The sequence below is a fragment of the uncultured Plantibacter sp. genome, from assembly GCF_963518075.1.
Classification (GTDB): domain Bacteria; phylum Actinomycetota; class Actinomycetes; order Actinomycetales; family Microbacteriaceae; genus Plantibacter; species Plantibacter flavus_A.
On the sequence record NZ_CAUQHZ010000009.1, the window covers coordinates 25,748 to 48,031 of the forward strand.

At 65.9% G+C, this 22,284-nt stretch carries 33 protein-coding genes; all 33 read right to left on the minus strand.

Annotated elements, in window-relative coordinates; all coding sequences use genetic code 11:
* Window positions 1-69: 69 nt before the first annotated feature.
* The 33 genes from rpsK to rpsL all read right to left on the minus strand — a co-directional run bounded on the left by rpsK (window position 70) and on the right by rpsL (window position 21,958).
* On the minus strand, window positions 70-468 hold the full coding sequence (rpsK, locus tag RWN05_RS11665) for a 30S ribosomal protein S11 (protein ID WP_056008094.1): 399 nt from the start codon (window positions 466-468) through the stop codon (window positions 70-72).
* Window positions 469-509: 41 nt separating this feature from the next.
* Window positions 510-884: a 30S ribosomal protein S13 gene (rpsM, locus tag RWN05_RS11670; RefSeq protein WP_064296688.1), complete on the minus strand. Its 375-nt coding sequence runs from the start codon at window positions 882-884 to the stop codon at window positions 510-512.
* A gap of 162 nt (window positions 885-1,046) precedes the next feature.
* Window positions 1,047-1,160, minus strand: a complete 114-nt coding sequence (gene rpmJ / locus RWN05_RS11675; RefSeq protein WP_021759549.1) for a 50S ribosomal protein L36 — start codon at window positions 1,158-1,160, stop codon at window positions 1,047-1,049.
* Between the two features lie 80 nt (window positions 1,161-1,240).
* Complete coding sequence (infA, locus tag RWN05_RS11680; protein WP_017885304.1) at window positions 1,241-1,462, minus strand: translation initiation factor IF-1; 222 nt, start codon at window positions 1,460-1,462, stop codon at window positions 1,241-1,243.
* A gap of 149 nt (window positions 1,463-1,611) precedes the next feature.
* Entirely contained in the window at window positions 1,612-2,496 is an 885-nt protein-coding gene (locus tag RWN05_RS11685) for an aminodeoxychorismate lyase (RefSeq protein ID WP_079001717.1), read from the minus strand.
* A 53-nt stretch (window positions 2,497-2,549) separates the two neighbouring features.
* Window positions 2,550-3,389, minus strand: coding sequence for a type I methionyl aminopeptidase (gene map / locus RWN05_RS11690; protein ID WP_314139653.1), 840 nt, complete (start codon window positions 3,387-3,389; stop codon window positions 2,550-2,552).
* Window positions 3,390-3,410: 21 nt separating this feature from the next.
* The gene (locus tag RWN05_RS11695; protein WP_064296690.1) at window positions 3,411-4,019 is read right to left on the minus strand and encodes an adenylate kinase; all 609 of its coding nucleotides are present in this window, start codon (window positions 4,017-4,019) and stop codon (window positions 3,411-3,413) included.
* A complete protein-coding gene (gene secY / locus RWN05_RS11700) occupies window positions 4,016-5,344 on the minus strand; it encodes a preprotein translocase subunit SecY (RefSeq protein ID WP_064296691.1) in 1,329 nt (442 codons plus the stop codon). Before secY ends, RWN05_RS11695 begins: the two co-directional genes overlap by 4 nt.
* A 93-nt stretch (window positions 5,345-5,437) precedes the next feature.
* Window positions 5,438-6,034: a 50S ribosomal protein L15 gene (gene rplO / locus RWN05_RS11705; protein ID WP_314139655.1), complete on the minus strand. Its 597-nt coding sequence runs from the start codon at window positions 6,032-6,034 to the stop codon at window positions 5,438-5,440.
* The gene (rpmD, locus tag RWN05_RS11710) at window positions 6,034-6,216 is read right to left on the minus strand and encodes a 50S ribosomal protein L30 (RefSeq protein ID WP_079001710.1); all 183 of its coding nucleotides are present in this window, start codon (window positions 6,214-6,216) and stop codon (window positions 6,034-6,036) included. The genes rplO and rpmD overlap by 1 nt, the downstream gene beginning before the upstream one ends.
* Window positions 6,216-6,884 (minus strand): 30S ribosomal protein S5, encoded by a 669-nt coding sequence (rpsE, locus tag RWN05_RS11715; protein ID WP_229939737.1) that lies wholly within the window; start codon window positions 6,882-6,884, stop codon window positions 6,216-6,218. The genes rpmD and rpsE overlap by 1 nt, the downstream gene beginning before the upstream one ends.
* Window positions 6,885-6,922: 38 nt before the next feature.
* A complete protein-coding gene (gene rplR, locus RWN05_RS11720; RefSeq protein ID WP_064296693.1) occupies window positions 6,923-7,282 on the minus strand; it encodes a 50S ribosomal protein L18 in 360 nt (119 codons plus the stop codon).
* A gap of 2 nt (window positions 7,283-7,284) precedes the next feature.
* Window positions 7,285-7,821, minus strand: a complete 537-nt coding sequence (gene rplF, locus RWN05_RS11725) for a 50S ribosomal protein L6 (protein ID WP_064296694.1) — start codon at window positions 7,819-7,821, stop codon at window positions 7,285-7,287.
* 6 nt (window positions 7,822-7,827) lie between these two features.
* Entirely contained in the window at window positions 7,828-8,226 is a 399-nt protein-coding gene (gene rpsH / locus RWN05_RS11730; protein ID WP_064296695.1) for a 30S ribosomal protein S8, read from the minus strand.
* A 145-nt stretch (window positions 8,227-8,371) separates the two neighbouring features.
* Entirely contained in the window at window positions 8,372-8,956 is a 585-nt protein-coding gene (gene rplE, locus RWN05_RS11735; protein WP_056008119.1) for a 50S ribosomal protein L5, read from the minus strand.
* A complete protein-coding gene (gene rplX, locus RWN05_RS11740) occupies window positions 8,956-9,315 on the minus strand; it encodes a 50S ribosomal protein L24 (protein WP_056008121.1) in 360 nt (119 codons plus the stop codon). The genes rplE and rplX overlap by 1 nt, the downstream gene beginning before the upstream one ends.
* A 3-nt stretch (window positions 9,316-9,318) precedes the next feature.
* The gene (gene rplN, locus RWN05_RS11745; protein WP_064296696.1) at window positions 9,319-9,687 is read right to left on the minus strand and encodes a 50S ribosomal protein L14; all 369 of its coding nucleotides are present in this window, start codon (window positions 9,685-9,687) and stop codon (window positions 9,319-9,321) included.
* Between the two features lie 31 nt (window positions 9,688-9,718).
* Window positions 9,719-10,039 carry a 30S ribosomal protein S17 gene (rpsQ, locus tag RWN05_RS11750; RefSeq protein WP_056008125.1) on the minus strand — a complete coding sequence of 107 codons (321 nt, stop codon included), beginning with the start codon at window positions 10,037-10,039 and terminating at the stop codon, window positions 9,719-9,721.
* Window positions 10,040-10,041: 2 nt separating this feature from the next.
* Window positions 10,042-10,377, minus strand: a complete 336-nt coding sequence (rpmC, locus tag RWN05_RS11755) for a 50S ribosomal protein L29 (RefSeq protein WP_064296697.1) — start codon at window positions 10,375-10,377, stop codon at window positions 10,042-10,044.
* Window positions 10,377-10,796, minus strand: coding sequence for a 50S ribosomal protein L16 (gene rplP, locus RWN05_RS11760; RefSeq protein WP_064296698.1), 420 nt, complete (start codon window positions 10,794-10,796; stop codon window positions 10,377-10,379). Before rplP ends, rpmC begins: the two co-directional genes overlap by 1 nt.
* Window positions 10,797-10,798: 2 nt before the next feature.
* Window positions 10,799-11,587 (minus strand): 30S ribosomal protein S3, encoded by a 789-nt coding sequence (rpsC, locus tag RWN05_RS11765; protein WP_064296699.1) that lies wholly within the window; start codon window positions 11,585-11,587, stop codon window positions 10,799-10,801.
* Window positions 11,587-11,979, minus strand: coding sequence for a 50S ribosomal protein L22 (gene rplV / locus RWN05_RS11770; protein ID WP_056008137.1), 393 nt, complete (start codon window positions 11,977-11,979; stop codon window positions 11,587-11,589). The genes rpsC and rplV overlap by 1 nt, the downstream gene beginning before the upstream one ends.
* Window positions 11,980-12,005: 26 nt before the next feature.
* Complete coding sequence (gene rpsS, locus RWN05_RS11775; protein ID WP_064296700.1) at window positions 12,006-12,287, minus strand: 30S ribosomal protein S19; 282 nt, start codon at window positions 12,285-12,287, stop codon at window positions 12,006-12,008.
* 12 nt (window positions 12,288-12,299) lie between these two features.
* A complete protein-coding gene (gene rplB, locus RWN05_RS11780) occupies window positions 12,300-13,139 on the minus strand; it encodes a 50S ribosomal protein L2 (protein WP_071259508.1) in 840 nt (279 codons plus the stop codon).
* Between the two features lie 28 nt (window positions 13,140-13,167).
* Window positions 13,168-13,467, minus strand: a complete 300-nt coding sequence (gene rplW, locus RWN05_RS11785) for a 50S ribosomal protein L23 (protein WP_056008147.1) — start codon at window positions 13,465-13,467, stop codon at window positions 13,168-13,170.
* Window positions 13,464-14,129 carry a 50S ribosomal protein L4 gene (rplD, locus tag RWN05_RS11790; RefSeq protein WP_064296702.1) on the minus strand — a complete coding sequence of 222 codons (666 nt, stop codon included), beginning with the start codon at window positions 14,127-14,129 and terminating at the stop codon, window positions 13,464-13,466. The genes rplW and rplD overlap by 4 nt, the downstream gene beginning before the upstream one ends.
* A gap of 4 nt (window positions 14,130-14,133) precedes the next feature.
* Complete coding sequence (gene rplC, locus RWN05_RS11795; protein WP_071259511.1) at window positions 14,134-14,787, minus strand: 50S ribosomal protein L3; 654 nt, start codon at window positions 14,785-14,787, stop codon at window positions 14,134-14,136.
* Between the two features lie 24 nt (window positions 14,788-14,811).
* Window positions 14,812-15,120, minus strand: coding sequence for a 30S ribosomal protein S10 (gene rpsJ / locus RWN05_RS11800; protein ID WP_005050520.1), 309 nt, complete (start codon window positions 15,118-15,120; stop codon window positions 14,812-14,814).
* 469 nt (window positions 15,121-15,589) lie between these two features.
* Entirely contained in the window at window positions 15,590-17,410 is a 1,821-nt protein-coding gene (locus tag RWN05_RS11805) for a DUF4012 domain-containing protein (protein ID WP_314139665.1), read from the minus strand.
* A gap of 169 nt (window positions 17,411-17,579) precedes the next feature.
* Window positions 17,580-18,770 carry an elongation factor Tu gene (tuf, locus tag RWN05_RS11810; RefSeq protein ID WP_064296705.1) on the minus strand — a complete coding sequence of 397 codons (1,191 nt, stop codon included), beginning with the start codon at window positions 18,768-18,770 and terminating at the stop codon, window positions 17,580-17,582.
* A gap of 141 nt (window positions 18,771-18,911) precedes the next feature.
* Window positions 18,912-21,026, minus strand: a complete 2,115-nt coding sequence (gene fusA / locus RWN05_RS11815) for an elongation factor G (RefSeq protein ID WP_314139666.1) — start codon at window positions 21,024-21,026, stop codon at window positions 18,912-18,914.
* Between the two features lie 87 nt (window positions 21,027-21,113).
* Complete coding sequence (gene rpsG, locus RWN05_RS11820; protein WP_064296707.1) at window positions 21,114-21,584, minus strand: 30S ribosomal protein S7; 471 nt, start codon at window positions 21,582-21,584, stop codon at window positions 21,114-21,116.
* Window positions 21,584-21,958 (minus strand): 30S ribosomal protein S12, encoded by a 375-nt coding sequence (rpsL, locus tag RWN05_RS11825; RefSeq protein WP_056008169.1) that lies wholly within the window; start codon window positions 21,956-21,958, stop codon window positions 21,584-21,586. Before rpsL ends, rpsG begins: the two co-directional genes overlap by 1 nt.
* Between the last annotated feature and the right edge of the window lie 326 nt (window positions 21,959-22,284).

Here is a 22,284-nt window from a genome sequence, read left to right on the forward strand (position 1 = left end):
CATGCCGTGATCCGTCCGCGGCGATCGGACGATCGCTACGGACGGATCACGGCCGGTGAACCGAAGGAATTAGACGCGGCGACGCTTCGGGGGGCGGCAACCGTTGTGTGCCTGAGGCGTGACGTCGTTGATCGAGCCGACCTCGAGGCCCGCGGCCTGGAGCGAACGGATCGCGGTCTCGCGGCCGGAGCCGGGTCCCTTGACGAAGACGTCGACCTTCTTCATGCCGTGCTCCTGCGCCTGACGCGCAGCCGACTCGGCGGCGAGCTGTGCGGCGAACGGGGTCGACTTACGCGAGCCCTTGAAGCCGACGCCACCGGACGAAGCCCAGCTGATGACCGCGCCCGAGGGGTCGGTGATCGAGACGATCGTGTTGTTGAACGTCGACTTGATGTGGGCCTGGCCCACGGCGATGTTCTTCTTTTCCTTCTTACGCGGCTTCCGAACGGCCGACTTTGGTGCTGCCATGAATATCTCCTGAGTCCTATGACGAGGCGACTAGGCGGGGCCTAGCGAGCCTTCTTCTTGCCGGCGACGGTGCGCTTCGGGCCCTTGCGGGTGCGCGCGTTGGTCTTGGTGCGCTGGCCGCGGACCGGAAGTCCACGACGGTGACGGATGCCCTGGTAGGACCCGATCTCCACCTTGCGGCGGATGTCGGCGGCGACCTCACGGCGGAGGTCACCCTCGACCTTGAAGGTGCCCTCGATGTAATCGCGCAGGGCGATCAGCTGGTCATCGGTGAGATCCTTCACGCGGATGTCTCCGCTGATGCCGGTGTCGGCGAGGGTCTTGAGTGACCGCGTGCGGCCAACACCGTAGATGTACGTCAGTGCAACTTCCACGCGCTTGTCGCGTGGGATGTCTACGCCGGCGAGACGTGCCATGGTGGCTTCTCCTAGGAGTTGTGGAGGTGTGGAGCAGTTCCGGTGCTCGGGCCTCCGACCCGAGGTGTCACCCGCGGTGCACGATGTGCTGCGGGATCTGGAACTGCCGTTAGAGGGGTGGTGCTGTGTTGCTCAGGGCTGCGTGCTGCAGGTCCTCTGAGATCAACCCTGGCGCTGCTTGTGGCGCGGGTTCTCGCAGATGACCATGACGCGGCCGTTGCGACGGATGACCTTGCACTTGTCGCAGATCTTCTTGACGCTGGGCTTGACCTTCATAGTTCTCTCTTTTCGCTGTCATCGTGCCGGGCCCACCACCGGGTGGTGGAGGCGCGTCCGGCCGTTACTTACAGCGCGACCTACTTGTAGCGGTAGACGATCCGACCACGGGTCAGGTCGTAGGGGGTCAGTTCCACGATCACGCGGTCCTCTGGGAGGATGCGGATGTAGTGCTGACGCATTTTGCCCGAAATGTGGGCAAGTACCTTGTGTCCGTTGGTCAGCTCAACGCGGAACATCGCGTTGGGCAGAGCCTCGACCACTTGGCCCTCGATCTCGATGACGCCGTCTTTTTTGGCCATAGCCTCACTGTCGCTCAGGTTGAGTCGCACTGGTCGTGCGGATGGATTGCGGTGCGGATGTCGGCTCGCCGAAGGCATGCAGAAAGCACCAAAGATCGATTCTATGCTATGTTTCCGGGTTTCGCCAACTCAACGTCGGCCACGACCTCTCAGTCGGTGCGGGAGAGCAGCGCGTCGTTGATCTGCGTCGTGAGACCGGCGTCCATCGCCAGCGCACGTCCGTCCACCGCACGCACCGGCGCTGCCAGTCGGACGCTGGAGAGCAGCCACGCCGCTTCCGCGTCGAGCACGTCCTCCGGTGTCAGCATCCGGTACTCGTGCGCGAGCCCCTGCTCCTCGAGATGGGCCCAGAGCGCGAGCTGCGTGGTCCCGGGGAGGATGCCGCTCGACGGCGGCGGCGTCACGAAGGTCCCGTCGATCCGCACGACCACGGTGGAGGTCGGGCCCTCGAGGACGAAGCCGTCGCTGCTGACGAAGAGCACGTCGTCAGCTCCGCGACGGTGCGCCTCACGGAGCGCGGCCATGTTGACCGCGTACGACAGTGTCTTGGCACCGGCGAGCAGCCACGGCGAACGCTGCTGCACGTCGCTCGCGAGGCCTCGGTCGAGCAGGACGACTTCGATGCCGTTCTCGCGCTCGGGGAACCCGTCAGCCGGCGTCGCCGAGACCCACGCGGTCGGGCGTCCGCCACTCCCCCGCGTCACGACGAGTCGGACGGCGCTCTGATCGACGACGGGGAGTTCCGCGACCGCGCGGGCGATGGCGACTCGCCACTGAGCGTGGTTCGGCGCGGGCAGATCGAGGATCGCCGCCGACTCGGTCAGCCGATCGAGGTGCGCCTCGACCGACTGCGGGTGCCGGCCGACGACACCGATCGTCTCGAAGATCCCGTCCCCCCGCGCGGGACCCAGATCGAAGACGCTCAAGACGCCGGACCCGTCGCCGGCCGGCGTGATCGTGGCCGCGAGGTCGGCGTCGTCGAGGACGGTGTCTGCAGGGAGGACGTCGAGAAGGAACACGATCGGCACGCTCATGCCGAGCAACTCTACCGGGACGGACGAGGTCCGGCCGGCGACCTGGCGGGCGGTCAGGCTGGACGGACCGGGGTGACGCCGAAGGCGGCGAGGGCCGCGGCCCCGCCATCGTGAGCGGTCAGGACCCAGATGCCGTCGCGGTGCACGGCGACGCTGTGCTCCCAGTGCGCCGCCGAGCCACCGTCCAGCGTGGCGACCGTCCATTCATCGTCGCGGACGAAGGTGTCTGGGCTCCCGGCGACCACCATGGGTTCGATGGCCACCACGAGTCCGGGCTTCACTTCGGGGCCGCGCTGGCGGACGCGGTAGTTGAACACCGGCGGAGCCTCGTGCATCGTGCGTCCGATGCCGTGCCCGACGTAGTCCGTGAGGATGCCGTAGGGCTTGCCCTCGGGTGAGTGGTCCTCGACGTACTCCTCGATCGCGGCACCGACCTGGTTCAGGTGTCGGGCGGTCGCGAGTTCGGCGATCCCGGCCCACAGCGAGCCCTCCGTCACCGCCGAGAGGCCCTCGCGCTCGGTGACGAGCTCCGGGCGCGTGGGATCGGTGAGCACGATGGTCATCGCGGAGTCGCCGTTCCAGCCGTCGATCTCGGCGCCGCTGTCGATCGACACGATGTCGCCCGCCTGCAGCACGCGCGACCCGGGGATACCGTGGACCACGTCCTCGTTGACCGAGGTGCAGACCGTGTGGCGATAGCCGGGGACGAGCTTGAAGTTGGAGTGCCCGCCGGCCGCGACGATCGCCGCCTCGGCAGCCGCGTCGAGTTGCAGCGTCGTCACCCCGGGGGCGACGAGCGCACGCACCGCATCGAGCGAAGCCGCGGTGGCCAGTCCCGGCGCGATCATGGCGCGGATCTGGTCAGGGGTCTTGTAGATCGACTTCCGGAACACCGTGGTGGATGTGTCGGTGCGTCAGACGGCCGGAACGATGATGCCGCGAGCGGCGAGGGCCGCGTCGATCCGCGCGGTCACGTCGTCGACCTCGCCGAGGCCGTCGACTGCCACGACGAGCCCCCGGGCCGTGAAGACCTCGATCAGCGGCGCGGTCTCGTGCGCGTAGAGGTCGAGCCGGTGGCGGATGACCTCCTCCGTGTCGTCGGTGCGACCCTGCTCGGCGGCACGCTTGAGGAGTCGTGAGACGACCTCTTCCGTGTCGGCCTGCAGCTGCACGACGGCGTCGAGGCTCGCGTCGTTCTCAGCGAGCAGAGCGTCGAGCGCGACGACCTGGTCGGTGGTCCGCGGGTACCCGTCGAGCAGGAACCCCTCGACGGCGTCGGGCTGGTGGAGCCGGTCGCGGACGATCTCGTTCGTCAAGGAGTCGGGGACGTACCCGCCCTCGCTCACGATCGCCTGGACCTGCTTCCCGAGCGCCGTGCCCTCCTTGATGTTCGCGCGGAAGATGTCGCCCGTCGAGATCGCGGGGATGTCGAAGCGCTCCGCGAGGAAGGCCGCCTGGGTGCCCTTGCCGGATCCCGGAGGACCGACGATGAGCAGGCGGGGCTTGCCGGCCGCCGCGCTCAACGCAGGAGCCCTTCGTAGTGGCGCTGCTGGAGTTGCGAGTCGATCTGCTTGACCGTCTCGAGTCCGACACCCACGATGATGAGGATCGACGCCCCACCGAACGGGAAGTTCGCGTTCGCACCGACCAGGGCCAGCGCGATGAGCGGCAGGAGCGCGATCAACCCCAGGTAGATCGATCCGGGCAGGGTCACGCGTGTCAGCACGTAGTCGAGGTACTCGGCCGTCGGGCGTCCGGCACGGATGCCGGGGATGAACCCGCCGTACTTCTTCATGTTGTCGGCGACCTCTTCAGGGTTGAAGGTGATCGCGACGTAGAAGTAGGTGAAGCCGACGATGAGCAGGAAGTACATGAGCATGTACAGCGGGTGGTCACCCTTGGTGAGGTACTGCTGGATCCACAGGACCCAGGGCGCCGGAGTGCCGGTCGTCGGCTGGTTGAACTGCGCGATGAGGGCCGGCAGGTACAAAATCGACGACGCGAAGATGACGGGCACCACACCGGCCATGTTGACCTTGATGGGGATGTAGGTGTTGTTGCCGCCGTACGTCCGGCGTCCGACCATGCGCTTCGCGTATTGCACGGGGATGCGACGTTGCGACTGCTCGACGAAGACGACGAGTCCGACGATCACGAGGCCGACGGCGAGCACGAGGAGGAAGACCTCCGGGCCCTTCGCGGTCCAGATGGCGGCCAGCGAGCCCGGGAACGTGGCTGCGATCGAGGTGAAGATGAGGAGCGACATGCCGTTGCCGACGCCGCGCTCGGTGACGAGCTCGGCCATCCACATGACGAGGCCGGTGCCCGCGGTCATGGTGACGACCATGAGGAGCATGCCGTACCAGGTGCCGCCCTGGGCGGTGATGAGGTCGGCGCAGACGCCGCCCTGGTTGCCGAACAGTGCACCGCTCTTGGCGACCGTGATGAGCGTCGTCGACTGGAGGATGCCGAGGAAGATCGTGAGGTACCGCGTGTACTGCGTCAGCTTGCCCTGGCCGGCCTGGCCTTCTTTGTGCAGCGTCTCGAAGTGCGGGATGACCACGCGGAGGAGCTGGACGATGATCGACGCGGTGATGTAGGGCATGATGCCCAGCGCGAAGATGGAGAGTTGGAGGAGCGCGCCACCACTGAAGAGGTTGACGAGCTCGTAGAGGCCTGATGCGCCGGCGGCCTGCTGGTTCGCGAGGCACTGCTGCACGTTCGGGAAGTTCACGAACGGAGCGGGGATGAAGGACCCCAGCCGGTAGATGGCGATGATCCCGAGTGTGAACCCGATCTTGCGACGAAGATCCGGGGTCCGGAAGATCCGGCCGATGGCGCTGAACAAAAGGGGCCTCCTGTGAGATGTTGCGGGGTCGGCCCGGGTGACCGGCATGATGCCGGCCACCCGAGTGAGCTCCTGTGCGGAGCCGGCCGAGGGCTACTTGACGCTGCCCCCGGCTGCCACGATCTTCTGCTCAGCTGAGCCGGAGACCTTGTCAACCGCGACATTCAGCTTAACCGAGATGTCACCGTTTCCGAGAACCTTGACCTTCTCGTTCTTCCGGACGGCACCCTTGGCGACGAGGTCCACCGTGGTGACGTCGCCACCCTTCGGGTACAGCTCGGCGAGCTTCTCCAGGTTCACGACCTGGTACTCGACGCGGAAGGGGTTCTTGAAGCCACGGAGCTTCGGGGTGCGCATGTGCAGCGGCATCTGCCCACCCTCGAAGCCGACCTTGACGTTGTAACGCGCCTTCGTACCCTTGGTACCGCGACCGGCGGTCTTACCCTTGGACGCCTCACCACGGCCCACGCGCATCCGGGACTTCTTGGCACCGGCGGCGGGACGGAGGTGGTGCACCTTCAGGACCTGCTCGCGCTTCTCAGCGGGCTCGTCCTTCGCGGGCTTCTTGGCTGCAGCGGCCTTGGGGGCCGCCTTCGCCTTGGGCTCGGCCTTCGCGGCAGCCGTCTTAGGAACTGCCTTGGCAGCGGCCTTGGGGGCCTTCTCCTCAGTGGTTTCGTTCTTCTCAGCCATTAGTCGATCTCCTCAACCTGTACGAGGTGAGCAACAGTGTTCACGTAGCCGCGGTTCTGCGCGTTGTCCGGGCGGACGACGACAGCACCGATGCGACGGAGACCCAGGCTGCGAAGCGTGTCGCGCTGGTTCTGCTTCTCACTAATTCTGCCCTTGATCTGGGTGATCCTCAGCTGGGCCATCAGGCACCTACCTTCGCAGCAGCGGCCGCCTGAACGGCCTCTGCCTCTGCACGGAGCAGGCGGGCCGGAGCGACCTGGTCGAACTCGAGACCACGACGGGCTGCGACGGCACGAGGTTCCTCGAGCTGCTTCAGCGCCGTGACGGTCGCGTGGACGATGTTGATCGTGTTGGACGAACCGAGCGACTTGCTCAGCACGTCGTGGATGCCGGCGCACTCGAGGACGGCGCGGACGGGACCACCGGCGATGACACCGGTACCAGCGGCGGCGGGGCGCAGGAGCACCACACCGGCTGCTGCCTCACCCTGGGTGGGGTGCGGGATGGTCGAGCCGACGCGCGGGACGCGGAAGAAGTTCTTCTTCGCCTCTTCGACGCCCTTCGCGATCGCGAGCGGGACTTCGCGGGCCTTGCCGTAGCCGACGCCGACCATGCCGTTGCCGTCACCGACGACCACGAGGGCGGTGAAGCTGAAGCGACGACCACCCTTCACGACCTTCGAGACACGGTTGATGGTCACGACGCGCTCCAGGAACTGGCTCTTGTCGCTGTCGCGGCTACCGCGGTCGCGGTTGGGGTTGCGCTCACGGCCTCCGCGGCGCGCCTCGCGCGGCTCGCGGTCGCCGGTGGGCGCCGTCGATGCCGCGGTCTCGACCGGGGCCTCGGCCACGGTCGCCACAGGCTCTTGCTGCTGCTTGTTGTCTTCGCTCACAGGTTCAATCCGCCCTCTCGAGCACCATCGGCAATTGCTGCCACGCGACCTGCGTAGCGGTTGCCTCCACGGTCAAATACGACATCGTCGATGCCGGCTGCCTTGGCACGCTCGGCGATGAGTTCGCCGACCTTGCGCGACTTGGCGGTCTTGTCGCCGTCGAACGTCCGGAGGGTGTCCTCCATGGTCGAGGCGGAGACGAGGGTGTGACCCTTCGTGTCATCGACAACCTGCACGAACACGTGACGGGCTGAACGGTTGACGACGAGGCGCGGACGGACCGCGGTGCCCTCGACCTTCTTGCGCAGACGCGTGTGGCGACGGCCACGTGCGGCAGTCTTCGTTGGACGAGCCATGGTTACTTACCAGCCTTTCCGGCCTTGCGACGCACGATCTCGCCGGCGTAGCGCACACCCTTGCCCTTGTACGGCTCGGGCTTGCGGATCTTACGGATGTTGGCGGCGACCTCGCCGACGGCCTGCTTGTCGATACCGGCGACCGTGAGCTTGTTGTTGCCCTCGACGGTCAGCGTGATGCCGACCGGCGGCTCGACGGTGACGGGGTGCGAGAAGCCGAGCGCGAACTCGACGGCGCTGCCCTTCTGAGCGACGCGGTAACCGGTACCGACGACCTCGAGGCCCTTGGTGTAGCCCTGGGTGACGCCGATGATCTGGTTCGCGATGAGCGTGCGGGTCAGGCCGTGCAGCGAGCGCGAGTTGCGCTCGTCGTCGGGACGCGTGACGAGCAGCTGTGCGTCTTCGAGCTTGACCTCGATGGGGCTCGCGACGGTGAGCTGGAGCTCACCCTTCGGGCCCTTGACGGTGACGTTCTGACCGGCGACGTCGATGGTGACGCCTGCCGGGATGTCGATGGGGAGTCTTCCAATACGAGACATGACTGGCTACCACACGTAGGCGAGGACTTCCCCACCCACGCCCTTCTTCTCGGCCTGGCGGTCCGTGAGGAGGCCGCTGGAGGTGGACAGGATGACGACGCCGAGGCCGCCGAGGACCTTGGGGATCTCGTTCGACTTCGCGTAGACGCGGAGGCCGGGCTTCGAGACGCGCTTGATGCCGGCGATGGAGCGCTCGCGGTTCGGGCCGAACTTGAGGCTCAGTGAGAGCGTCTGTCCGACGGCCGCGTCAGCGACCTCCCAGCCGGAGATGTAGCCCTCGGACTTGAGGATCTCGGCGATGTTCACCTTGAGCTTGGAGTGCGGCATCGACACGGTGTCGTGGTGCGCCGAGTTCGCATTGCGCAGTCTGGTCAGCATGTCTGCGACCGGATCTGTCATGGTCATATCGAGTGTTTCCTTTGTTCACCAGGTTTCGACATCCTGTGCAAGGGTGCCGACCTGTGGTGGTTGAACCGTTCTGGGCAGGAGTGCCCCGAACGGGCGGAAGCCCGGTCCTCGACATACACCGAGGACCGGGCAGAAGCTCAGCCTACTTGGACTCAGCCGCCTTGAACGGGAAGCCGAGCGCCTTGAGCAGCGCGCGACCCTCGTCGTCGTTCTTGGCCGTGGTCACGACGGTGATGTCGAAGCCGCGGACACGATCGATCTTGTCCTGGTCGATCTCGTGGAACATGGACTGCTCCTGGAGACCGAAGGTGTAGTTGCCGTTGCCGTCGAACTGCTTGTCCGAGAGACCGCGGAAGTCGCGGATACGCGGAAGAGCGAGGCTCAGCAGGCGGTCGAGGAACTCCCACGCGCGGTCGCCACGAAGCGTGACGTGAGCGCCGATGGGCTGACCCTCGCGCAGCTTGAACTGCGCGATGGACTTGCGTGCCTTGGTGACCTGCGGCTTCTGGCCGGTGATCTTGGTGAGGTCCGAAACAGCGCCGTCGATGACCTTGCTGTCGCGAGCGGCCTCGCCCACACCGGTGTTGACGACGACCTTCACGAGTCCGGGCACCTGGTGCACGTTCGTGAAGCCGAAGTCCTTCTGCAGCTGCGGAAGGATCTCAGCGCGGTACTTCTGCTTGAGACGGGGCTGGATTTTGCCAGTCGCCACTTCTGTGTCGGTCATTACAGGTCCTTACCTGACTTCTTGGCGTAACGAACGCGGACCGTCTTGGTGACGCCGTCCTTCGTGACTTCCTCGTTGCGGTGGCCGACCTTGGTCGGGCCCTTGGTCTCCGGGTCGACGAGCGCGACGTTGGAGATGTGGATCGAAGCCTCGACGGTCTCGATGCCGCCGGTCTTCGTTCCACGCTGGGTCTGGCCGACACGGGAGTGCTTCGTGACGTAGTTGACGCCCTCCACGATCACCCGGTTCTTGTCCGCCAGGACCTCGATGACGCGACCCTGCTTGCCGCGGTAACCACCGCGGTCCTGCTTCGGGCCGGAGACGACCTGAACCAGGTCGCCCTTCTTGATCTTTGCCATGACTTAGATAACCTCCGGCGCCAACGAGACGATCTTCATGAACTTCTTGTCACGAAGCTCGCGACCGACCGGTCCGAAGATGCGGGTACCACGGGGGTCCCCGTCAGCCTTCAGGATGACAGCGGCGTTCTCGTCGAACTTGATGTACGAACCGTCGGAACGACGGGTCTGCTTGCGGGTGCGGACGATGACCGCCTTGACGACGTCGCCCTTCTTGACGTTGCCACCGGGGATCGCGTCCTTGACGGTCGCGACGATGGTGTCACCGAGGCCCGCGTAGCGGCGGCCGGAGCCACCGAGCACGCGAATGGTCAGGAGCTCCTTGGCGCCGGTGTTGTCGGCGACCTTGACTCGTGATTCTTGCTGAAGCATTGTTCGCTTTCCTCTCAGTAAGCCGCGAGGCCTACTTGGCCTTCTCGAGAATCTCGACCAGACGCCAGCGCTTGGTGGCGCTGGTGGGGCGGGTCTCGCTGATCAGGACGAGGTCGCCGATGCCGGCGGAGTTCGCCTCGTCGTGAGCCTTGACCTTGGAGGTGCGGCGGATGACCTTGCCGTAGAGCGGGTGCTTCACGCGGTCCTCGACCTCGACGACGATGGTCTTCTCCATCTTGTCGCTGGTCACCAGACCACGGCGGGTCTTGCGGTAGCCACGAGCAGCGGCGTCCTTGACGTCGTGCTCGGCCGACTCGTGACCCTCGGGGGCCTTGTCAGTAGCGGTAGCCATGTCTAGGCCTCCTTCGTGGTCTCGGCGTCGGCTGCAGCGGTGTCCTCGGACTTCGGTGCGGCCTTGGCCTTCTTGGTCTTCTTCTCGGCCTTGGCCTCGACGACCTCGACGGTCGGCGTGGCCCGGATGCCGAGCTCGCGCTCACGGATGACCGTGTAGATGCGAGCGATGTCGCGCTTCACGGCGCGCAGGCGGCCGTGGTTCTCGAGCTGCCCCGTGGCCGACTGGAAGCGCAGGTTGAACAGCTCTTCCTTGGCCTTGCGGAGCTCCTCGATGAGGCGCTGGTCTTCAAAGGTGTCGAGCTCGACGGGGGTGAGCTCCTTGGATCCGATCGCCATTATGCGTCGCCCTCCTCGCGCTTGATGATGCGTGCCTTGAGGGGCAGCTTGTGGATTGCACGGGTCAGCGCCTCGCGGGCCAGGGTCTCATCGACTCCGGCGACCTCGAACAGCACACGACCCGGCTTGACGTTCGCGACCCACCACTCGGGCGAACCCTTACCGGAACCCATGCGGGTTTCGGCGGGCTTCTTGGTCAGCGGACGGTCGGGGTAGATGTTGATCCACACCTTTCCGCCACGCTTGATGTGACGCGTCATGGCGATACGAGCGGACTCGATCTGACGGTTGGTCACGTAAGCGGGCGTCAGGGCCTGGATACCGAACTCACCGAACGACACCTTGGTGCCACCGGTCGCCTGGCCGGAACGGCCGGGGTGGTGCTGCTTCCGGTGCTTGACTTTGCGTGGGATCAACATGGTTATGCCTCAACTCCTGCGGCGGCGGGCGCCTCGGCAGCTGCCTTGGGGGCGCTGCTCGGACCGGCGTTCCGACGGGGGCGGTCGCCACCGTCGCGACGTTCCGGACGCGTCGACTTCTGGTTGGCCTGCTCGCGAGCAAGCTCCTTGTTGGTGATGTCGCCCTTGTAGATCCAGACCTTCACGCCGATACGGCCGAACGTGGTCTTCGCCTCGTAGAAGCCGTAGTCGATGTTCGCGCGGAGGGTGTGCAGCGGCACACGGCCTTCGCGGTAGAACTCGGAACGGCTCATCTCGGCGCCGCCGAGGCGGCCGGACACCTGGATGCGGACACCCTTGACGGTGGACGTGCGCTGAGCGCCCTGCAGGCCCTTACGCATCGCGCGGCGGAATGCCACACGTGCGGAGAGCTGCTCGGCGATGCCCTGCGCGACGAGCTGAGCGTCGGCCTCGGGGTTCTTGACCTCGAGGATGTTCAGCTGGATCTGCTTCTTCGTGAGCTTCTCGAGGTCGGCGCGGATGCGCTCGGCCTCGGCGCCACGGCGACCGATCACGATGCCCGGACGGGCGGTGTGGATGTCGACGCGGACGCGGTCACGGGTGCGCTCGATCTCGATGCGGCTGACACCAGCGCGGTCGAGCGAGGTCGCCAGCAGACGGCGGATCTTGACGTCTTCCGCGACGAAGTCGCTGTAACGCTGACCCTTCTTCGTGCTGTCGGAGAACCAACGCGACACGTGGTCGGTCGTGATTCCCAGACGGAAGCCGTATGGATTGACTTTCTGACCCATTACTTGCTCACCTTCTTGGCCTTGGCAGCGCCGGCAGTCTCATCAGGCGTCGAGAGCTCGACGGTGATGTGGCTGGTGCGCTTGAGGATGCGGAACGCGCGGCCCTGTGCGCGGGGACGGAAACGCTTGAGGGTTGCACCCTCGTCGACGTACGCCTTCGCGATGTACAGGTCCTGCTCGTCAAGGAACACGTTGTCCTTGTCGGCCGTGACGCGAGCGTTCGCGATGGCCGAGGCAACGAGCTTGTAGATGGGCTCGCTGGCGCTCTGTGGTGCGAACTTCAGGATGGCCAAGGCCTCCTGAGCCTGCTTGCCACGGATGAGCGCGACGACACGACGGGCCTTCTGGGGGGTGACGCGGATGTGTCGCACGCGGGCGATCGACTCCACCATTTCTCTTCCTCCTTCACGTCACCGCGTTAGCGGCGACGGCCCTTCTTGTCGTCCTTCACGTGTCCACGGAAGGTGCGGGTGGGCGCGAACTCGCCGAGCTTGTGCCCGACCATCGTCTCGGTGACGAACACCGGGATGTGCTTGCGACCGTCGTGGACGGCGATGGTGTGACCCAGCATCGCCGGGATGATCATCGATCGACGCGACCAGGTCTTGATCACGTTCTTGTTGTTGGCCTCGTTCGCCGTGACGACCTTGCGGAGCAGGTGGTCGTCGACGAAGGGGCCCTTCTTGAGACTGCGTGGCATCTTCTCTTACTCCTACTTACGCTTCTTGCCGGCGGTACGACGACGAACGATGAGCTTGTCGCTTTCCTTGTTGGGGTGGCGCGTGCGGCCTTCCTTCTGGCCCCACGGGCTGACCGGGTGACGTCCACCGGAGGTCTTGCCCTCACCACCACCGTGCGGGTGGTCGATCGGGTTCATCGCGACACCACGGACGGTCGGGCGGACGCCCAGCCAGCGCTTACGGCCGGCCTTACCCCAGTTGATGTTCGACTGCTCGGCGTTGCCGACCTCACCGATGGTGGCGCGGCAGCGCAGGTCGACGTTGCGGATCTCACCGGACGGCAGACGGAGCTGCGCGTACGGGCCGTCCTTCGCGACGAGACGCACCGATGCACCCGCGGAGCGGGCCATCTTCGCGCCGCCGCCGGGACGGAGCTCGATCGCGTGGATGACCGTACCGGTGGGGATGTTCTTCAGCGGCAGGTTGTTGCCGGGCTTGATGTCCGCGCCGGCACCCGACTCGACCACGTCGCCCTGGCTGAGCTTGTTCGGAGCCAGGATGTAGCGCTTGGTGCCGTCCACGAAGTGGAGCAGCGCGATACGCGCGGTGCGGTTGGGGTCGTACTCGATGTGAGCGACCTTGGCGTTGACGCCGTCCTTGTCGTTGCGACGGAAGTCGATCAGACGGTACTGGCGCTTGTGGCCACCACCGATGTGACGCGTCGTGATGCGGCCCTGGTTGTTGCGACCACCGGACTTCGACAACGGACGAAGCAGCGACTTCTCCGGCGTGGTGCGGGTGATCTCCGCGAAGTCCGCGACAGACGAACCGCGACGACCAGGAGTCGTGGGCTTGTACTTACGAATAGCCATTTCTTATTCCTCTTCGTTCCCGGCCGTCTTAGCCAACAGCCGTGAAGATGTCGATGGAACCCGACTTGAGCGACACGATGGCGCGCTTGGTGTCCTTGCGCTTGCCGGTGCCGAACTTGGTGCGACGGGTCTTGCCCTGACGGGTGAGGGTGTTGATCGAAGCGACCTCGACACCGAAGATCTTCTCGATGGCGAGCTTGATCTCGGTCTTGTTCGAGCGCGGGTCGACGAGGAAGGTGTACTTACCTTCGTCGATCAGGCTGTAGCTCTTCTCGGAGACGACCGGCGCGAAGATGACGTCGCGGGGGTCCTTGTTGATCGCGGTCATGCCGAGACCTCCTCGGTTGCGGCCGTGTTGCCGGTCTTGCTGGCGACGAATGCCTCGAAGGCGGCCTTGGTGAAGACGATGTCGTCGGAGACGAGCACGTCGTATGCGTTCAGCTGGTCGTACGACAGCACGTGCACGTTCTGCAGGTTGCGGACGCTGCGGAGGCTGAGCTCGTCGTCGCGCTGGAGGACGATCAGGACGTGCTTCGAGGAAGCGACGTTCGTCAGGTACTCGGACACGGCCTTCGTCGACGGCTTCTCACCGATCGAGAGGGAGTCGACGACGTGCAGGCGGCTGCCGCGTGCGCGGTCGGAGAGGGCGCCGAGGAGAGCCGCGGCGATCATCTTCTTGGGGGTGCGCTGTGCGTAGTTGCGGGGCACTGGACCGTGGACGATGCCACCGCCGGTCATCTGAGGTGCACGGATGGAGCCCTGACGAGCGTTACCCGTACCCTTCTGCTTGAACGGCTTGCGGCCGGCACCGGACACTTCGCCGCGGCGCTTGGTCTTGTGCGTCCCCTGGCGGGCGGCAGCGAGCTGCGCGACGACCACCTGGTGGATGAGCGGGATGTTGGTCTGAACGTCGAACACCTCGGCAGGAAGGTCGACGGTGCCGGCCTTCTTGAGCTTGGTGTCGAGCACGTCGAGAGTAGCGATAGCCATGGAACTACGCTCCCTTCACTGCGGTGCGGACGAATACGATACGGCCACGAGCGCCGGGAACGGCACCCTTGACGAGCAGCAGGCCCTTCTCGGCGTCGATGGCGTGAACCCGGAGGTTCAGCACGGTGACGCGCTCGCCACCCATACGACCGGCCATGCGCATGCCCTTGAAGACACGGCTCGGGGTCGAGGAGGCGCCGATGGAGCCCGGCTTGCGGTGGTTGCGGTGAGCACCGTGAGATGCGCCCATGCCCTTGAAGTTGTGACGCTTCATGACACCGGCGAAACCCTTACCCTTCGAAGTGCCGACGACGTCGACCTTCTGGCCGGCCTCGAAGACACCGTCGACGGTGAGCTCCTGGCCGAGCGAGTACTCGGATGCGTCGGCGGTGCGGACCTCGGTGAGGTGGCGACGCGGCGTCACGCCGGCCTTGTCGAAGTGACCCGCGTCAGGCTTGCTGACCTTGCGGGGATCGATCTGGCCGTACGCGATCTGCACGGCGTCGTAGCCGTCGACCTCGGGGGTGCGAACCTGCGTGACCACGTTGGGCGTGATCTCGATGACGGTGACGGGGACGAGCTTGTTGTTCTCGTCCCACACCTGGGTCATGCCGAGCTTGGTGCCGAGCAGACCCTTGCTGGTCTTCGTGTTAGACATGTCTTCCTTCCGTCTCTACCGAGCTCAGAGCTTGATCTCGATGTTGACGTCCGCCGGCAGGTCGAGACGCATGAGCGAGTCGACGGCCTTCGGGGTCGGGTCGATGATGTCGATCAGACGCTTGTGGGTGCGCATTTCGAAGTGCTCCCGGCTGTCCTTGTACTTGTGCGGCGAACGGATCACGCAGACCACGTTCTTCTCCGTCGGAAGCGGCACCGGGCCGACGACGGTTGCGCCTGCACGGGTGACCGTGTCGACGATCTTGCGCGCCGAAGTATCGATGACCTCATGGTCATACGACTTCAGTCGGATGCGGATCTTCTGTCCCGCCATGTGTGACTCACTCTCTGTCTCGCGTCATGCGGATCGCTCCGTATTGGACGCATATCGTGCGCTTTGCAACGTTCGGTTGCTCCACGCCATTGGCACTACTGGTGTCGCACCACTGTTCTGCTGTCAACGACCACTCGTGTCTTGCGACCCTCGTGGTCATCCACCGGGTTCCACCCCGACTCGTGGTCGGCGCTGGGCGTAGCACTGCTACGACCTGGATTGCGATGAAGTGATTGGTGTTCTGCTACCCGCGGCCTAGGCTCGATCCCTGTCGCGTTGCCGCGTCTGGGAGCTCCTATGCACTACCTGGCAGTGATCCGCCGGAGCGCGCACAGGCACGCTCGTCCGAAGTACTGAACTGGACTAGTTTGCCACGGATCCACCATGCGTGCAACCCGGGCGTGTCGCGGGCGTCGGATGGTCAGGATCCGCCCAGTCTCGGGCGGTCCGAGCACCGAGGCGCCGCTGCTCAGCAGGGCTCGACGGCGTTGTCGACCTCGACCGGACGCACCCCCGGAGTGCCCAGGAACCGCACGGCGTCGACCGTCGCACCGGACACGTCCGCATCGACGTCGAGCGTCACCGTCGAGCCCGGCGCGATCGTCACCACCATGTAGGCCACCGGGCGTCCGTCGTCCGATCCGGCCGTGTACGGGACCTCGGTGCCGTCCACGCGAAGCGAGCGGATGTCGGCACCGTCGGGCGCGTAGGCCATGACCCGCAGGCGCATCCAACCACGAGGGAGCCCCTCACGCTCGTGGAACCCCGCGATGTAGTCGAACGCCTCCGTGTCGAGCTCCGACTCCGTGTCGATCGTGTTCGAGAGTTCCGACGCGACCATCACTGTGCGCGTCCCATCGACGTCGCACGAGCCCGCACGGACACGGACCTGCTGTCGGAGGTAGTACTCGAGCTTGGAGCCGACCGCGTCCGAGAGGTACAGCCCGAACGGCACCGAACGGGACGAACGCTCGGGCAAGCCGCCGCCGACCCCGGCGAGCACCAACGCCCGTTCCTCGACGCGGTCGGGACTCCAGGCGAGCAGACGCCGCTCGTCGACCGCCTGCACCCAGCCGCCGATCGCCCGGGGGACCGACATGGACCCCGCCTGCAGCTGCGAGGTGAGCGCCTGGACGACGGCGGTGAAGGTGGCGTCCTGCGCCCGGTTCGCCTCGTCGCTGAGACCGGGATGATCCCGGTAGACGCCGTTCAGGAGTTCGTCGACCGCCGTGTCGCTCGACAGCTCCCTACCGTCGGCAAGGACCACGGGGCCGGTCGCTCGCAACAGGTGGGACAACGCGACCGGGTCGACGGCGAGCACCAGATCGGGCGTGACGCCCTGACTCTCCTGCCACAGCCTCGAGGCCGCCTGCGCACCGTAGGGGAAGTCCGGCCTCGCCGTCACCTCATGGATGGAGGTGCCCGCGGTAGCGTATCCCTCGGTCCGGTAGAGCGCGTCGGCATCGGCCGGGAGGGGCACCACCGGATCGGCGTGCGACACGAAGTCCGCGCCGCCGAGGGTCCTCGTCACGCTGAGCACCCCATCCTCGATGTGCACGAGCACCGAAGCTCCCGCGATGCCCCCGAGGGCTCGGCTCTCCGCCGAGTTCTGGAACAGGACGACCACGTCTCGCGGCCCGTCCTCCCCCAGGAACCCGGGCAGCGCGCGAAGCACCGGTGCGAGCCGGGCAGCGAGCGGTGACGCCTCGCGCAGCGGACCGTCGAGCCCGACCAGCGCCGACGCCACCTGCGGGAGGAGCACCGAGTGGTCGAGGCGGTCGAGGCGCGCCACCTGCTCCTCGAGCCGCTCCAGCGCACGCGCCGAGGTGCGGGCGATGCTCCCCACCCGCGCCGCGTCCAGTCGTCCGTCGACCGCCAGTCCGTCGAGGGACAGGCCGAGGACCGGCTCGACGACCTCGTCGACGACGACGTGCGCCGCCTCGACGGCCGTGCGCACCGCCTCGAAGTTGGCCCCGGAGACGGGCACGCGTTCCGCGAGCCACCAGTCAGGCCGCTGCGTCGACGCCAGGGCCCGCTCGACCGCATCGCCGGCACGCTGCACGCCGTCGGGATCGATCGCGTCGGTGCCGACGCCATCGACGCCCGCTCGGATCGCCTCGATCTCAGGCAGGACCGAAGCGAGATCGTCCCGGACGGACATGGCCTCCACCGCCGCCGACACGGTGGCTCCGACGATGCCGAGCAGGATGGACAGGACGAAGACGCCCGGGATCAGGACACGTGGGCGCGACAGACGACGCGGACGGATGGACGAACGGGACACGGTCACCTCGGGCGGCTCGATACAGAATGGGTCGACCGATATCTTACATATGAGACTCCGGGGCGCTGATCGCCGACAGCAGGAACGACGAAGGGCCCGGAGCGAAATGCTCCGGGCCCTTCGTGTGGAACCGTGTCGACCCTGAGGTCGATCAGGGGTTCGCGTCAGCGGATGCTTACGCGAGCACCTTGGTGACGGTGCCGGCGCCGACGGTGCGGCCACCCTCACGGATGGCGTAACCGAGGCCGACCTCCATGGCGATGGGCTGGATCAGCTCAACGGTCATGTCGGTGGTGTCGCCGGGCATGACCATCTCGGTGCCCTCGGGCAGCGTGATGACGCCGGTGACGTCGGTGGTGCGGAAGTAGAACTGCGGACGGTAGTTCGCGTAGAACGGGTTGTGACGCCCACCCTCATCCTTGGACAGGATGTACGCGGTGCCCTCGAAGTTCGTGTGCGGCGTGACCGAACCCGGCTTCACGACGACCTGGCCGCGCTCGACGTCTTCACGCTTCGTGCCACGGAGCAGGAGACCACAGTTCTCGCCGGCCCATGCCTCGTCGAGCTGCTTGTGGAACATCTCGATACCCGTGACGATCGTCTTCTGCGTCGGGCGGATGCCGACGATCTCGACCTCGGAGTTGATCGCGAGCGTGCCACGCTCGGCGCGGCCCGTGACGACGGTTCCACGACCGGTGATCGTGAAGACGTCCTCGATCGGCATGAGGAAGGGCTTGTCCTTGTCGCGCACGGGGTCGGGGACGTTGGCGTCCACGGCGTCCATGAGGTCGAGGATGCTCTGCACCCACTTCTCGTCGCCCTCGAGCGCCTTGAGGCCCGAGACACGGACGACCGGTGCGTCCTCAGCGAAGCCCTGCGAGGCGAGGAGCTCGGAGACCTCGAGCTCGACGAGCTCCAGGATCTCCTCGTCGTCGACCATGTCGGACTTGTTCAGCGCGACGAGCAGGTAGGGCACGCCGACCTGCTTGGCGAGCAGCACGTGCTCACGCGTCTGAGCCATCGGGCCGTCAGTGGCGGCGACGACCAGGATCGCGCCGTCCATCTGCGCAGCACCGGTGATCATGTTCTTGATGTAGTCGGCGTGACCGGGGGCGTCGACGTGCGCGTAGTGGCGCTTCGGGGTCTCGTACTCGACGTGCGAGATGTTGATCGTGATACCACGCTGACGCTCTTCCGGCGCGGAGTCGATCGACGCGAAGTCGCGCTGCACGTTGGTCGCGGACGGGAACTTGTCCGCCAGGACCTTCGAGATCGCCGCGGTGAGCGTGGTCTTGCCGTGGTCGACGTGACCGATCGTACCGATGTTGACGTGCGGCTTGGTCCGCTCGAACTTGGCCTTTGCCACTGTGAGTCCTCCTCAGGACGTTGTGCGGGACGCCGGGCACCATTCGATGCCCGACGCACTGCAGGGATGTGTATTCATGTTACGCGATCCGCCCGGGTGTTCGCACACCCGGCCGGACCGCGGTGAAGAGAGAGTGAGTGACTACTCGCCCTTGTTCTTCTGGATGATCTCGTCGGCGACAGCCTTCGGGACCTCCGCGTAGCTCTCGAACGTCATCGAGTACACGGCACGACCGGAGGTCTTCGACCGGAGGTCGCCGATGTAGCCGAACATCTCGGAGAGCGGCACGTTGGCACGGATGACCTTGACGCCGGTGGCGTCGTCCATGGACTGGATCTGTCCACGGCGCGAGTTGAGGTCTCCGATGACGTCGCCCATGTACTCCTCGGGAGTACGCACCTCGACCGCCATGAGCGGCTCGAGGAGGACGGGGTTGGCACGCGAGTAGGCCTCCTTGAGACCCATCGAGCCGGCGATCTTGAACGCCATCTCCGAGGAGTCGACGTCGTGCGCCGCACCATCGGTGATGATCGCCTTGACACCCACGACCGGGTAGCCGGCGAGGCCACCGACCTGCAGGGCGTCCTGGAAACCGGCGTCGATCGACGGGATGTACTCGCGCGGGATGCGACCACCGGTCACGGCGTTCACGAACTCGTAGGTCGTCTCCGGAGTGACGTCCATCGGCTCCAGATCGAACTGGATCTTCGCGAACTGACCCGAACCACCGGTCTGCTTCTTGTGCGTGTAGCCGTACTTCTCGACCTTGCGCTTGATGGTCTCGCGGTACGCGACCTGCGGCTTGCCGACGTTGGCCTCGACGTTGAACTCGCGCTTCATGCGGTCGACGAGGATGTCGAGGTGGAGCTCGCCCATGCCCTTGATGACCGTCTGGCCGGTCTCGGTGTTCTGCTCGGTGCGGAACGTCGGGTCCTCTTCGGCCAGCTTCTGGATCGCGGTGCCCAGCTTCTCCTGGTCGGCCTTGGTCTTCGGCTCGATCGCGACCTCGATGACGGGCTCCGGGAAGCTCATCGACTCGAGGACGACCTGGTGCTGCGGGTCGGACAGGGTGTCACCGGTGGTGGTGTCCTTCAGGCCGATGACCGCGTAGATGTGACCGGCGGTGACGAAGTCGACCGGGTTCTCCTTGTTGGCGTGCATCTGGAAGATCTTCCCGATGCGCTCCTTCTTGCCCTTGGTCGAGTTGATGATCTGCGCACCGGAGTCGAGACGACCCGAGTAGACGCGGACGTAGGTCAGGCGACCGAAGAACGGGTGCACCGCGACCTTGAACGCGAGCGCGGTGAAGGGCTCGGTCGAGTCGGGGTGACGCTCCACGACCTTCTCCTCGTCGCGCGCGTCGTGGGCCTCGATGGCCGGGACGTCGAGCGGGGAGGGGAGGTAGTCGATGACCGCATCGAGCATCGGCTGGACGCCGCGGTTCTTGAACGCGGAGCCGCAGAGGACCGGGTACATGGTGCTCGTGATGGTGAGGTGACGGATCGCGGCCTTGATCTCCGCGACGGTCAGCTCTTCGCCACCGAAGTACTTCTCCATGAGTGCGTCGTCGGTCTCGGCGACGGCCTCGAGGAGCGCGGTGCGGTACTCGGCCGCCTTCTCCTTGAGGTCTTCCGGGATCTCCTCGATGGCGTACTTGGCGCCCATCTCGACGTCACCCTTGGCGTCTCCGCGCCAGGTCAGCGCACGCATCTCGACGAGGTCGACGACGCCCTCGAAGTTGGACTCGGCACCGATCGGCAGCTGGATGACCAGCGGCTTCGCGCCGAGACGGCTGATGATCGTGTCGACGGTGAAGTAGAAGTCGGCGCCGAGCTTGTCCATCTTGTTGACGAAGCAGATGCGCGGGACGTCGTACTTGTCGGCCTGACGCCAGACGGTCTCGGACTGGGGCTCGACGCCCTCCTTGCCGTCGAACACCGCGACCGCGCCGTCGAGGACGCGGAGCGAACGCTCGACCTCGACCGTGAAGTCGACGTGGCCGGGGGTGTCGATGATGTTGATCTGGTTCTTGTTCCAGTAGCAGGTCACGGCGGCAGACGTGATGGTGATGCCGCGCTCCTTCTCCTGCTCCATCCAGTCGGTCGTCGAGGCGCCGTCGTGCGTCTCGCCGATCTTGTGGTTGACGCCCGTGTAGAACAGGATGCGCTCGGTGGTGGTGGTCTTGCCGGCATCGATGTGGGCCATGATGCCGATGTTGCGGACCTTGTTCAGGTCGGTGAGCACGTCTTGTGCCACGGGGTCCTCCGGGGATAGGTAGGGGTGAGCTGATTCACTCAGGTGTGCGAGGGCGGACGGATCGTCCGCCCTCGCATCGGGCGGCGACTACCAGCGGTAGTGCGCGAACGCCTTGTTCGACTCGGCCATCTTGTGCGTGTCTTCACGACGCTTGACGGCTGCACCGAGACCGTTCGATGCGTCGAGGATCTCGTTCTGGAGACGCTCGGTCATCGTCTTCTCACGGCGGCCCTTCGCGTAGCTCACGAGCCAGCGCAGGGCGAGGGTGTTGGCGCGGTGAGGCTTGACCTCGACCGGCACCTGGTAGGTGGAACCACCGACGCGGCGCGAACGCACCTCGAGGGTCGGGCGGACGTTGTCGAGCGCCTTCTTGAGCGTGACGACGGCGTCGCCCTGGTTCTTGGCGGTGACGCCTTCGAGTGCGTCGTAGACGATGCGCTCAGCGAGGCCCTTCTTGCCGTCCAGCAGGATCTTGTTGACGAGCTGGCTGACGATGGGGGCGCCGTAGACGGGATCGGCGACGACGGGACGCTTCGGAGCTGGACCCTTGCGAGGCATTACTTCTTCTCCATCTTCGCGCCGTAGCGGCTGCGAGCCTGCTTGCGGTTCTTGACGGCCTGCGTGTCGAGGGCGCCACGGACGATCTTGTAACGGACACCCGGGAGGTCCTTCACACGACCACCACGGACCAGGACCAGCGAGTGCTCCTGGAGGTTGTGGCCCTCACCGGGGATGTACGCGGTGACCTCGGTGCCGTTGCGCAGCTTCACGCGGGCGACCTTGCGCATCGCCGAGTTCGGCTTCTTCGGGGTGGTGGTGTACACGCGGGTGCACACGCCGGCCTGCTGGGGGTTGCTCTTCAGGGCGGGCGCCTTGGTCTTGACGACCTTGGGGCTGCGGCCCTTCCGAACCAACTGCTGAATGGTTGGCACTACTTGCTCCTTGATGATGACTGCACGGTGACAGTGGTACTGCAGCATTCGTGGACCGGTCTCCCGGACCACGAGGTCGTATGGACCCACCGGTGACGCGCGAGTGCGCATCACTGAAGTGGTGGGTATGCCGTGGGGGCGATCTGCAACCGGGACCAGCCCGGCGGGGATCAACCCGATGGTGCAAGACTGCTGTCCGCTCCCCCGAGCCAGGCTCCGGAGAACGTGGACAGCACGAGAGCGCACGACAGCGCGCACACCCAACCAAGACTAGCCCGCGGAGGGCCTGTGGTCAAACGACGACGACCCCCGGGAGCAGTGCTCCC